This is a genomic window from Streptomyces sp. NPDC048255, from assembly GCF_040652415.1.
In the GTDB taxonomy this organism is placed as follows: Bacteria; Actinomycetota; Actinomycetes; order Streptomycetales; family Streptomycetaceae; genus Streptomyces.
In genome coordinates this window covers 20,305-32,448 of the sequence record NZ_JBEZMA010000070.1, presented here as the reverse complement: position 1 = coordinate 32,448, position 12,144 = coordinate 20,305, and the positions used below count along the sequence as shown (strand labels likewise).

Sequence of the window (12,144 nt, the reverse complement as noted above, 5' to 3'; positions counted from 1 at the left end):
GGGAGTCGATGCGGAGCATCGGCGACCGACGACAACGCGGCGAGCGTGCGTGCCGGACCCCACCAGCCAGACGGCACTTCGACGACACGACCTAGACGAGTGGGTCCGAGGTGGCGTCGTCCAGTCCGGCGGTGAGGTACCGGGTGAAGTGCGCGTTGTGCAGGGCCCACGGCGAGCGCCTGCGCCGCACGAGCGCGATGGCCTCGGCGGGGGTCAGGCCCCGGTCGATGAGGCACTGGGCGACGACGAGGCCGGAGCGGTTGTAGCCCGAGTGGCAGCGCACGAGGGTGGTGAGGCCGGAGTCGAGAGCCAGTCCCGCCGTACGGGCGAGCCGCTGGACCGTACGGAGCTGGGTGCCGGTGAGGGCCGCGTCGGGCATCTCCGCCACCACGTGCTCCGCGGCCGGGCCGGGGCCGTGGCCGGGCCGGGTGAAGAGGCTGATGACGAGGCCGAACTCGTCCGCCACGACGGCGGGCCGCTGTTCGCCCCCGGGGCCGGTCCAGACGTGCCCGCCCATCCAGAGGCCGGGCGTGACCTCGTCCCAGCGGGTGGTCGGGGCGGGCACGTCAGGGTCGTGGCGACGGGTCTTGGTCATCTGGCGCGCCCTCCCGGGGAAAGAGTCCAGATCGTACCCAACACCGGCTCGTTCAGGCCGGGTTGGGCCGGAAGACCGCGTCCCGGAACGCACTGCGGAGGGAGGTGGCGGCGGCGCCGCCGGGGAGCAGGAGGGCCCAGAGGCGGCGGCTCGGGCAGACCCAGAGGGCCGGGCCGCCGGGGGCCGGGCCGGGGTGGGCCCAGACGCCGTGCGGGGCCGGCTGCCAGAGCAGGCCGCGGGCCGGGGTCAGCTCGCCGGTGCGGATGCGCAGGGACTCGGCGGCCCAGGCCCGGACGGCGCCCGCCGGGGAGACGACGTGGCACAGGAAGCGGACCAGGTCGGCCAGGGGCGCGCGGAGGGTGCCGGCCTCGAAGCGGGTCCCGGTCATGCCGAGCGGCTGCCAGACGCGGGTGGCGGCGAGGTCGGGGAGTGGGCCGCCGCCGAGGTGTTCGGCGAGGCCGGTGAGGGTGGCGGCCCCGTCGCAGTGGGTGAGCAGGTGGTGGGCGGTGGTGCCCGCAGGGGCGCGGCTCGCGGCGGGGTCCCCGTAGGCGGCGAGCGGCGTGTGCAGCTGGAGCGCGCCCTCCTCGACGAGGCTTCCGACGACGGGCCACAGCGCGAGGACGGCGGCGAGCCCGCCGACGTCGAAGAGCGTGCCCCCGCCTTCCGGGGAGTCCCGGGGGTGCGACCCCGCGTGGGTGCCTTCGGGGCCGCCGACCGCCCAGACCGCGCCGGGGTCGGCGCGGCCCACGAGGGCCCGGATGTCCTCGGCCTGGTCGCTCAGGAGCGTCATGGTCGCCCACGTTAACGAGCCCGCCGCGGCTGTCACGGCACGTCCCCTCGCGCCCGGCTGCCCACCACCCGAATGCCGGTGAGGGGCTGCCGGCCCCGCTCGATCCCCGGGACGGCCGGAGGGGGCGGGCGCCGAGTGGCGGCCCGCCCCCACCGGGCGCGCGGTCAGGGAGTGCCGTCGCAGTGGCGCGGGCCGCCCGCAGGACGGCCGGACGCCACTACTCAGACGGCACGCGGCCTAGCTCTGGTCGGGGCGGTCGGTCACCCGGAGGGTGTTCAGCAGGGGCTTGCCGAAGCCGCTGTGGGTGACGAAGCGGACGTTGAGCACGCCGTCCGTGACCGTGACCGTGTACGTGCGGGTCAGGGCCGTGTACGTCCCCGCCTCCAGGGAGATGTCCAGGGAGGGCAGGACCTGCTTGCCCTCGGCCAGGACGTCGAAGACGCGCTTGTTCGGCTTGGTGGAGGAGAGCTCCGCGAAGCCGAGCTCGACCGTGTACGTGCCGTTCGGGACGTTGTCGAAGCGGTACTCGTACATGCCTTCACGGGCGTTGCGGAACAGCCGCTGGTCGTCCGTGCCCGCGATCGTGCGGCCGGTGGACTGGACGGAGGCGTTGCCCTGGTAGCCGTAGGAGCCCGGGGTGTACTTCCGGTCCGGGGACCAGCTGTCGCCCACGGTGTCCGTGCCCGCGTAGTCGGAGCCCGCGTCCAGGGCGACCTGGTAGCGCGGCACGACGACCTTGACGGGGACGGTGAGGACCGGGGTCCGGCCGCTCGCCGAGGTGATCTTCAGGTCGGCGGTCAGGACCGTCCCCGGGGCCAGGCCCGTGGTGTCCACCGCGAGGCCGATCGGGGCCTTGGCGCCGGTCGGGAGGTCCCCGGTGCCGGGCGTCGCCGTCAGCCAGGCCGCGTCCTCGGTGACCGTGAAGGCCGTGCCGAGGCCCGGGTTGGTCAGGTCCAGGGTGCGGGTCCGCTTCTGGTCCGCCGGGAGGACGACCTCCACGGACGGCTTGGACGCCGTCACCCGGCCGGTGCGCAGCGCCTGCGTCACCGTCGTGACGTCGGCGGCCTTGACGTCCACCGTCGCCTGCGCGGACTCGTACTGCGGCGCGGCGAGGGAGACGGCCCGCGAGCCCGACGGGCTCTGGACGACGTATCCGCCGTCCGCCGCCGTGGTCGCCGACACCGCCGAGTCGCCGGTGCCCACGGTGACGGTGGCGCCCGCGACGCCGTTGCCGTCGTTGGCGTCGAGGACCCGGCCGGTCACGACACCGCTCTTGGTGGTCCGGAAGGCGATGGACAGGCCGTCCGAGATGACCGCGGTGTTGAAGGAGTACTTGAAGGCGTCGGTCCCGGTCGCGTTCTCCACGCCGACCGTGGCCGTGGAGCCGCCCTTGATGCCGGTTCCGCCCGTGCCCTTGTAGTGGTAGGTCACGGTGCCGTCCTCGCCGATCGCCGCCGAGAAGGAGAACTTCTCGGCCTGCGCCGACCAGTGGGCCACCTCGCGCCACTCGATCACGTAACTGCGGTGCGGGGCGGTGCCGGTGACGGCGGTGAAGACGCCGGAGCCGCTGCCCGCCGCGCCGACGATCAGGTCGTCCCAGAACGGGTACAGGGCCGCGTTGGGCGTGGCCGTGCTCGGGATGTCCCCGTTGATGTCGCCGGTGTTGTTGCCGCCGAAGCTGACCGTGCCGTTCGTCCCGATCCAGGCCTGGCCGTACGTCTTCCCGTACAGCGGCAGCGGGAAGGGGAGGTCGACGCGCTCGGTGGTGTTGTCGCCGGTCAGCGCGAGCTGCCGGCTCCCCGCGGGGTACGGGCGCTCGCCCGCGGCGGCGCAGGCGTAGCCGTAGCCGTCGGTGCGCTCGGGGAGGTTCACGGCGACGGTGGTGTCGCCGCCCACGGTGGCCCTGGCCGTGCCGCCGGTGATGCACCGGGAGGGGTGGGTGGCGTTCACGTCGTAGGTGCCGTGGGGCAGGGTGACCTCGAAGCGGCCCTGCGCGTCGGTGGTCGCGGTCACCGGGGTGTCCGCGACGGTGACGGAGGCGCCCGCGGCGGGGCCGGCGGCCGAGGAGACCGTGCCGGTGAGCTTGCCGGAGGGGGCCTGGACGAGGGTGAAGTCACCGGTGGCGGTGGCGTTCTCGGTCACCTTCGCCGTCGCCGTCTGCTGTCCGTAGCCGAACTTGGCGGCGGTCAGGGTGTAGTCGCCCACCGAGAGGGCGGCGAACCCGTAGCTGCCGTCGGCCGCGGTGGTCGTCGTACGGTCGATCGGGCCGTCGGCGGTGATCCGGGCGCCCGCGACGGGCTCGCCGCTGCCGGAGCGGACCGTTCCGCCGAGGGCGCCGAGGGCGCCGCGCGGGGCGGAGTTCACGGCGGCGAGCACGTCGAGCTTGCCCTCGCCGAAGACGTTGTTGTCGGCGGGGGTGCCGCCGCACTGGCTGCTGTCCGTGTCCTGCGCGGTGCCGTCCAGCAGGGACTCGGTCTGGGCGACGTCGCCTTCGAGGGCGGGCGCGGCGGACCAGAGCAGGGCCACGGCGGCCGCGGTGTGCGGCGAGGCCATGGAGGTGCCGGAGAAGGCCTCGTACCCGCCGCCGGGCACGGAGGAGCGCACGTTCACACCGGGGGCGGCGATGTTCGGCTTGAGGATGCCGCCGGGGCCCGCGCCGCGCGAGGAGAAGGACGCGATCGCGTTGTTGATGTCGAAGGCGCCGGAGCTGTAGGAGCTCGCGTAGTCGCCGGGCGAGCCGCTGGTGGAGCAGCCCGGGCCGGAGTTCCCGTTGGAGAAGGCCGGGAAGATGCCCGCCGCACGCCAGGTGTTGACGATCTCCTGGTACCAGGTGTCGCCGCCCGAGCCGCCCCAGGAGTTGTTGACGATGTGGGGGGCGAGGTCGGGGCGCGGGTTCTGGCCGTTCAGGTCGGTCGGGGCGACGATCCACTGGCCGGAGGCGAGGAGGGAGGCCTCGGAGCAGGAGTTGGACTCGCAGCCCTTGGCGGCGATCCACTTGGCGCCGGGGGCCACGCCGATCTTGTTGGCGCCGCCGTCGTCACCGACCATGGTGCCCATGGTGTGGGTGCCGTGGTCGTTGTTGTCGCAGGGCGCGGCCGTGGAGCAGACTCCCGCCGGGTCGAACCAGTTGTGGTCGTGGTCGTAGGACCCGTCCGCGTTCTTGCCGCGGTACTGGTTGTTCACGGCCGGGTGCGTGTGGTCCACGCCGCTGTCGATGTTGGCGACGACGATGCCCTCACCGCGGACACCGAGCTGGTCCCACACCTGCGGCGCCTTGATCCGGTCGATGTTCCACTCGACGGCGTCGGCTACGGCCTTCTCCCGGCTGCCCTCGGCGGGCGCGGGGAGGGTGACCTTGTCGTCGGCGTCGATCCGGGAGACCTCGGGACGCTGGGCGAGGGTTCCGGCCAGCTTCTCGCTGCCGACGACCCGGACGGCGTTCACGATCCAGTACGAGGTGTACTCGGCCTTGGCGCCTTCCAGCGCCTTGACGACCTCGGCCTGACTGCGCGCGGCGTGGTCCTTCTTGACCCGCAGAACCGTTTCCGCTTTGGCGGCGCGGGTCTTCTGCTCACCCGCGGCGGTCAGGTCGGCTGCGCTGTCGAGGTAGACCCAGAAAACGGCCTTCGCGGATCCGTCGAGCTGGGCGCGGAGCTTGGGTTCGATCTTGCGCTCGGCCGCGCTCGGGGCGGGGCCGGGCTCCGGCGCGGCGGCGGCGACGCCCGCGCCGAGGGGGAGGAGCAGGACCGAACTGAGAGCGGCGAGCGCCGCGCGTAAGGGTCGTCTGTTGCGTTGGGCCACGTGTGGTCTCCTCGGACGCCGTGTGCAGGATGTGCGGAAAGGGCGTGCGTGACGTGCGCGGGTCATGGTGGAGGAGTAGTCATGGCCATTACAAGAGGGCCAAACCGGCCGTGTTCCGGCCCCGGCGGCCCGGGCCCGGAACCACCGCCAGGCACCCCCGCGCCGCCGGATCGCCCGGACGCACCCCGGCCGCCGGGTGGCTGGACCGGGCCGTGCGCGCCAGCCTGAAGTCATGACCGCGACGCCCGGCGAACCCGCCTCCACCCCCGGTGTGCCCGAGACGCCGGGCCCGCGCTCCGGCGCCGGCCCCGGGCCGGACCCCGGCGGCGGGGTACGGCTGGGCACCGCACGGGGCCGGTGGATCGTGCTGACCACCGTGCTCGGGTCGAGCATGGCGCTGCTGGACTCGACCGTGGTCAACGTCGCGCTCCCCCGCATCGGCGAGGACCTCGGCGCCGACCTGGCCGTCCTGCAGTGGACCGTCAACGCCTATCTGCTGACCCTGGCCGGATTGATCCTGGTCGGCGGGGCGCTCGGCGACCGTTTCGGACGCCGCCGGATCTTCGTGCTGGGCGTGGTCTGGTTCGCCGTCGGCTCGCTGCTGTGCGGCCTCGCGCCGAACGCCGGGGTCCTGATCGGCGCCCGGGCCCTCCAGGGCATCGGAGGAGCGCTGCTGACGCCCGGCTCCCTCGCCCTGATCCAGGGCTCGATCCACCCCGAGGACCGCGCCCGCGCGGTGGGCCTGTGGTCGGGGCTGGGCGGTGTGGGCGCGGCCGTGGGGCCGTTCCTCGGTGGCTGGCTGGTGGACGGGCCCGGCTGGCGCTGGGTGTTCCTGCTGAACGTGCCGTTGGCCGCGCTGTGCGTCCCGGTGGCGCTGCGGCACGTACCGGAATCGCGGGATCCGCAGGCGCACGGGCGGTTCGACGTGCTCGGCGCGGTACTCGGCGCGGGGGCGCTGGCGCTGCTCACCTACGCCCTGATCGAGGCCCGGGCCGGAACCGCGCTGGTGGTGGCCGCCACGACCGGCGGGGTCGTACTGGCCGCGCTGTTCGTATGGGTGGAGCGCAGACGCGCGGACCCCATGGTGCCGCCGCAGATCTTCGCCTCCCGGCAGTTCACGGCCGTCAACCTGGTCACCCTGTTCGTCTACGCGGCCTTCGGCGGTTTCTTCTTCCTCGTCGTCCTCCAGCTCCAGGTGGTCTCCGGCTACTCGGCACTGGGCGCCGGGGCCGCGCTGCTGCCCACGACCGTGCTGATGCTGCTGCTGTCGGCCCGGTCCGGGCAGCTCGGTGAGCGGATCGGCCCGCGCCTCCCGCTCACGGTGGGGCCGCTGCTGTGCGCCGCCGGGACGCTGCTCATGCTGCGGGTGGGGCCGCAGGCCTCGTACGTCCGGGACGTGCTGCCCGCGATGCTGGTGATGGGGCTGGGCATGGTGGCCCTGGTGGCCCCGCTGACCTCGGCCGTCCTGGCCTCGGTGGACCCCGGCCGGGCGGGCCTGGCCAGCGGGATCAACAACGCCGCGGCGCGCGCGGCCGGGCTGCTCGCGGTGGCGGCGCTGCCCCTGCTGTCCGGGATGGGGCCGGAGGCGTACCGCTCGGCGGACCAGTTCGACGCCTCCTTCGACCGGGCCATGCCCTGGTGCGCGGGGATGCTCGTGGCCGGCGCCGCCGTGGCCTGGGCGACCGTACGGACTCCCGCGCCCGGCGGGTTCCATCCGGAGTGCCGTACGCACTGCTCGATGGCCTCGCCGCCGCTCGAACCCTCCCAGGCCGAACCTCCGCCGGCCCGCCCCACGCCGGGCGGGCCGCCCCCGCCGACGAATCCACGGTGAGGCACCGGACCCCGGGCACACCATGTGCTGGAGCGCGACGGCCGATCTGACGGCGGGTGCGGTCATCACCGCCGTGGGACTCGTGTGCGTGGTCCGGGTGCGGCGGGCCCGTGACCTGCCCGTCGCCGCGCTGCCGCTGCTGCTCGGCGCGCACCAGATGGTGGAGGCCGCCGTCTGGAACTCGGGCAGCGGCTGCTCCCCGGCGGCCACGGCCTGGGTGGTCATCGCCATGCCCCTGCTGGCGGTGTGGGTGCCGCTCGGGGTGCTCCTCGCATCCGGACCCGGGGCCGGGCGGCGCCTGCGGGTGCCGCTGGCGGCCGGTCTCGCCACCGCCGCGTTCCTCTCGTACTGCCTGGCCACCCGGACGGTGACCGCCGAGATCCGGGGCCGCACGATCGGGTACGGGGTGGACGTCCCGTACCTGCCGCTGGTCCTCGCGGGCTATCTGGGCGCGACGCTCGGCGCGCTGCTGCTCGCCGGTGACCGGCGGCTGCGCCTGCTCGGGGCGGTGCTGGCCGCCGGAGCGGTGCTCTGCGCGGCGCTGTGGCGGCTGGAATTCGCCTCCACCTGGTGCGCCTTCGCCGCCGTGGCATCCCTGCTGGTCCTGGGCTGGGTACGCCGCCGGGAGCCCGCCGACTCTGTGACGTGATCGGCCGAAAGTTACGAAGTTACCTAGAGGTATGTAGTGACTTCACAAGCGGGCGGCAGTAGAACTCGTTCCCATTCAGCCGAGAGTGAGGAACGTCACATGAGCGAAAATGGCGTGCCCAGAACCGGTTCCAATGGGCTTTCCCGTCGGGGATTCATCGCTAGAACAAGTTCCATCCTGGGCTCCGCCGTGCTGGCCGGTCAGGTCACCGCGGCACACGCTCAGGCAGCCACCGCCACCGCCACCACCGCCGCGATCGACGACGGGGCCCGCGTCCCGGTCCTGGTGATCGGCACCGGCTACGGCGGATCCGTCGCGGCCCTGCGCCTGGCCCAGGCAGGCGTCGACGTGCACATGGTCGAGATGGGCATGGCCTGGGACACCCCCGGCACCGACGGAAAGATCTTCGCCCACACGACCAGCCCCGACTACCGCTCCTACTGGCTGCGCACCAGGACCAAGGCGCCGCTCAGCAACTTCCTCGGATTCCCGATCGACAAGAACGTCCCCAAGTACACGGGCATCCTCGACGCCGAGGAGATGGGCGGCATCATCGTCTATCAGGGCCGCGGGGTCGGCGGCGGCTCGCTCGTCAACGGCGGCATGGCGGTCACGCCGAAGCGGCAGAACTTCTCCTCCGTACTGCCCTCGGTCGACGCCGGCGAGATGTACGACACCTACTACCCCCGCGCCAACGCCGGCCTCGGGGTCGGCCTCATCGACCCGGCCTGGTTCGACACCGTGGACTGCTACCAGTACGCCCGCGTCGGGCGCAAGCACGCCCAGCGCTCCGGCTTCCCCTTCGTCTTCGTCCCGGACGTGTACGACTGGGACTACATGGAGCAGGAGGCGGCCGGCACGGTCCCCAAGTCGGCGGTCAGCGGCGAGATCCTCTACGGCAACAACTACGGCAAGAAGTCGCTCCAGCAGACCTACATCGCGGCGGCCAAGGCCACCGGCCGGGTCACCATCTCCCCCCTGCACCAGGTCACTTCGGTGGCCCCCGCCGCCGGCGGCGGCTACACCGTGAGCATCAGCCAGCTCAACACCGAAGGCACCGTCACGGCCTCCAAGACCGTGACCTCCGACCGGGTGTTCTTCGCTGCCGGCAGCGTCGGCACCAGCAAGCTGCTGGTCAAGCTGAAGGCCACCGGCGTACTGCCCGCCCTGAACGACGAGATCGGCAAGGGCTGGGGCGACAACGGCAACGTCATGTGCGGCCGCGCCAACCACATGTGGGACCCGACCGGCAAGGTGCAGGCCTCCATCCCCTGCGGCGGCATCGACAACTGGGACGCGGGCGGCGCCTTCGCCGAGGTGGCACCCCTGCCCACGGGGATCGAGACCTACGCCTCCTTCTACCTGTCCATCACCAAGAACCCGCACCGCGCCCAGTTCTCCTGGAACGCGGCGGCGGGCAAGGTCGACCTCAACTGGCAGACGGCGTGGAAGCAGCCGTCCATCGACATGGCCAAGTCCATCTTCGACAAGATCAACAAGAAGGAGGGGACGATCTACCGGACCGACCTCTTCGGCACCAACAAGATCTGGGGCGACCACCTCACCTACCACCCCCTCGGCGGCGCGGTACTGAACAAGGCCACCGACAACTACGGGCGGCTGCACGGCTACACCGGCCTGTACGTGATCGACGGAGCGCTGATCCCCGGCAACACCAGCGTCAACCCGTTCGTCACCATCACGGCGCTCGCCGAACGGAACATCGAGAAGATCATCGCCACCGACCTGTAGCCCTCGCCCGGCGCAGTGAAACCGGGGCCGATCGGATGCACCGAACGGCCCCGGACCCATGTGCCGTACCCCCGGACCCGTGCTCAGTGACCCGGCAGCACGCAGACGCTGTCGAGGCCGAGGACGTGGTTGAGGCGGCCGAACGCCAGCCAGGAACCGATGCTCATCGTCAGCTCCACGATCTCGAGCTGGCTGTAGTGCGCGGTCATCCGCTCCCAGAACTCGTCGTCGAGACCGTGGTGGTCGAGGGTGTACCGCTCGGCGTACTCCGCGGCCAGCCGGGTGCGGTCGTCGAAGGCATCGGTGGTGCGCCACTCGGTGACCGCTTCGGAGAACTCCTCCTCGACCTTCTCCCCCTCCCGTTCGGTGCGCCAGTCGAGGCAGAAGACGCACCCGTTGATCTGCGCGACGCGCAGCCGGGCGGCCTCGAACTCGCGCAGCCCCAGGGTGGTGTGGGCGTACACCGACAGGGAGAAGTTGGCGGCGGCCATGCCGATACCGGGGACCAGGTCGCCCCATACGTACTCGATCGGGTGCTGGCCTTCGGGGATGTCGATCCTCATGACGTCTTCCTTCCGAGTTTGCCGATGGCGGGGCGCAGCGGGATGTCGAGGGCGTCGTAGAGACCGGGCTCCGCCTCGGTGAGCCAGTCGATGGCGCCCACCAGACGTCCGACAGCAGTGGCGTTGCCGCCCGCGGAGCGGTTCTCGCCCTCGTCGGTGGCCTCGATGGTGACCTCGATGCGGGGCCGGCCCTCGATGACGACCCGGTGGGCGCCGTCGCCCCCGTCGGGGGGTGCCGGCCAGTCCGGTGCGCAGGAAGCGTGGATGCGGGTGACGTGCTCGATGACGATGCGGGGCTCGCCCCCGACGATGCCCTGCACCTCGAAGCGGATGGCGCCCTGGGTGCCGGCCTCGAACGCACCCATCGTCCTGGTGGTGACGGTGGTGTCGAGCGCACGGCGGTCCGAGGTCTCGCGGATCTCGTCCAGTTCGACGCCGAGGGCCCGGGCCATCATGCGTATCTGCCCGCCCCACACCATGGTCGGGACCGAGGGCATGAGCATCATCGGCTCGTAGTCCATGGGCTGGCCCATGCCGACGAGGTAGCGGACGGAGTCGGGCTGGTCGTAGGTGGAGTAGTCGAATATCTCCTGGCAGCGGATGACGTCGACGGTGGTCCCCAGGCCGCTGAGGAGCAGCGGGAGTACGTCGTTGCCCCAGCCGGGGTCGACGCCGGAGGCGAAGAGCGAGCCGCCGCCCTCCGCGATGGCGGCCAGGACCGGATCGCGGAACTCGGGCGGGGCGTTGCGGTGGTCGTAGAGCGGGTAGAGGGCGGGACTGACGACCACGGCGCCGGACCGCAGGGCCCGGGTGATGTCGGCGAGGGCGTCGTCGGGGCGGACGTCCCCGGAGGCCGCGTACACCACGGCCTGCGGGCGGGAGGCCAGGACGGCCTCGATGTCGTCGGTGGCCGCGACCCCCAACGGGTGGTCGAGTCCGCCGAGTTCGCCCGCGTCGCGGCCGACCTTGGCTGGATTGTGGACGATGACGGCGGTGAGTTTCAGCGCGGGATGGGCCTCGACGGCGCGGATGGCCAGACGGCCGACGTTGCCGGTGCCCCAGACAACCGTGGAAATCATGCGCGGAGGGTAGCGACAGGACCTGCATGTTTCCAGAAGCAGACCGGCCCGGAGTGCGGGGGCGTGGAACCGGGGAGGGCGGGGCCGCCCTCAGGTCACTGGTTCTCGGCGCCCAGCACGAAGAGGAGGTAGACGAAGAAGGCGAAGAGGTGGCCGACGAACAAGTAGGCGATCAGCCGGATCACCAGGCCGCGCGGGAACTTGGACTCGATGCGCGACCGTACGGTGGCGGGCGCTTCCTCGGACACGGGTGACACGTCGTTCTCTCCCTGGGACACGGGTACGGCTCCTCGGCTATCGGTGCTGCGTGGTGGCGGCCGTGCCGAGGCACAGCCCGGCGAGGCTGCTCTGCAGCAGGGTGTGGACGAACAGCAGGTCGGCTCCGCCGGGGCCGGCCGCGCCGATCCGGTGCGGGGTGAGCGAGTCGAAGTGCGCGCTGTCCCCGGGCTCCAGCAGGTACTCGGTCTCCCCCAGGTGCAGCCGCAGCCGCCCCTTCAGTACGTACAGCCACTCCTCGCCGGGGTGTACGCGGACCAGTTCGCCCTGGCTGCGGCCGTGCGGGACGTGGACGCGCAGCGCCTGCATCCCGCGGCCGGAGCCGCCGGCCTGCCAGTACGTCCACCCGTCGGCCTCCCGGGCGCCCGGACCTCCGGCCCGCACGATGGGATCGGCGACGGCAGGGGTCTCACCGAGCAGCTCGGAGACGGTCGTGCCGTAGGTGCGGGCGAGCCCCAGCAGGAGCGGCAGCGAGGGCTGGCGGCGGCCGGTCTCCAGGCGGGACAGGTGGGCGGGCGAGAGACGGGCGCGTGCGGCGGCGGCCTCCAGGGTGAGCCCGGTGCGGCGGCGCAGTTCGCGCAGCTGCGGGGCGACGGTGGGCAGCTCCTCGGCGCCGAGGTCGGTGCCGGGGCCTTCGCTCTGGCCTTCGCTCTGGCCTTCGCTCTGCCCTTCGCTGTGGCCTTCGCTCTGGCCCGGCCTGCGGCCGGGACCGCTCGCGGGCGGGTCGGCCTCTTCTCGGCCGAGGGTGGGACCGGTTGTCATGCCCCGATTGAGCCAGAAACTTGCCCCGGCGGCAATCCGCCTTGCC

General features: G+C 72.6%; 10 protein-coding genes. 3 read left to right on the top strand and 7 right to left on the bottom strand.

The annotated features are described in order from the left end of the window. Positions 1-91: 91 nt before the first annotated feature. The 3 genes from AB0D94_RS33210 to AB0D94_RS33200 form a co-directional block, all read right to left on the bottom strand. A complete protein-coding gene (locus AB0D94_RS33210; RefSeq protein WP_362059882.1) occupies positions 92-595 on the bottom strand; it encodes a protein phosphatase in 504 nt (167 codons plus the stop codon). Between the two features lie 52 nt (positions 596-647). Further along, entirely contained in the window at positions 648-1,385 is a 738-nt protein-coding gene (locus AB0D94_RS33205) for a hypothetical protein (RefSeq protein ID WP_362059879.1), read from the bottom strand. A gap of 237 nt (positions 1,386-1,622) precedes the next feature. Then, positions 1,623-5,186, bottom strand: a complete 3,564-nt coding sequence (locus AB0D94_RS33200) for a S8 family serine peptidase (protein ID WP_362059876.1) — start codon at positions 5,184-5,186, stop codon at positions 1,623-1,625. A 232-nt stretch (positions 5,187-5,418) separates the two neighbouring features. Between AB0D94_RS33200 and AB0D94_RS33195 the strand changes: the two genes are divergently transcribed. From AB0D94_RS33195 to AB0D94_RS33185, 3 genes are all read left to right on the top strand, one after another. Beyond that, the gene (locus tag AB0D94_RS33195; protein WP_362059873.1) at positions 5,419-7,017 is read left to right on the top strand and encodes an MFS transporter; all 1,599 of its coding nucleotides are present in this window, start codon (positions 5,419-5,421) and stop codon (positions 7,015-7,017) included. A gap of 22 nt (positions 7,018-7,039) precedes the next feature. Beyond that, the gene (locus tag AB0D94_RS33190; RefSeq protein WP_362059870.1) at positions 7,040-7,666 is read left to right on the top strand and encodes a DUF6629 family protein; all 627 of its coding nucleotides are present in this window, start codon (positions 7,040-7,042) and stop codon (positions 7,664-7,666) included. Positions 7,667-7,765: 99 nt separating this feature from the next. After that, on the top strand, positions 7,766-9,418 hold the full coding sequence (locus AB0D94_RS33185) for a GMC oxidoreductase (RefSeq protein ID WP_362059867.1): 1,653 nt from the start codon (positions 7,766-7,768) through the stop codon (positions 9,416-9,418). 83 nt (positions 9,419-9,501) lie between these two features. On the opposite strand, the gene AB0D94_RS33180 is transcribed toward AB0D94_RS33185, so the two are convergent. From AB0D94_RS33180 to AB0D94_RS33165, 4 genes are all read right to left on the bottom strand, one after another. Continuing rightward, positions 9,502-9,981: a carboxymuconolactone decarboxylase family protein gene (locus AB0D94_RS33180; RefSeq protein WP_362059864.1), complete on the bottom strand. Its 480-nt coding sequence runs from the start codon at positions 9,979-9,981 to the stop codon at positions 9,502-9,504. Beyond that, complete coding sequence (locus AB0D94_RS33175) at positions 9,978-11,060, bottom strand: dihydrodipicolinate reductase (protein ID WP_362059861.1); 1,083 nt, start codon at positions 11,058-11,060, stop codon at positions 9,978-9,980. The genes AB0D94_RS33180 and AB0D94_RS33175 overlap by 4 nt, the downstream gene beginning before the upstream one ends. A gap of 95 nt (positions 11,061-11,155) precedes the next feature. Beyond that, positions 11,156-11,308 (bottom strand): DUF6126 family protein, encoded by a 153-nt coding sequence (locus AB0D94_RS33170; RefSeq protein WP_362059888.1) that lies wholly within the window; start codon positions 11,306-11,308, stop codon positions 11,156-11,158. A gap of 46 nt (positions 11,309-11,354) precedes the next feature. Beyond that, positions 11,355-12,098, bottom strand: a complete 744-nt coding sequence (locus AB0D94_RS33165) for an XRE family transcriptional regulator (RefSeq protein WP_362059858.1) — start codon at positions 12,096-12,098, stop codon at positions 11,355-11,357. Between the last annotated feature and the right edge of the window lie 46 nt (positions 12,099-12,144).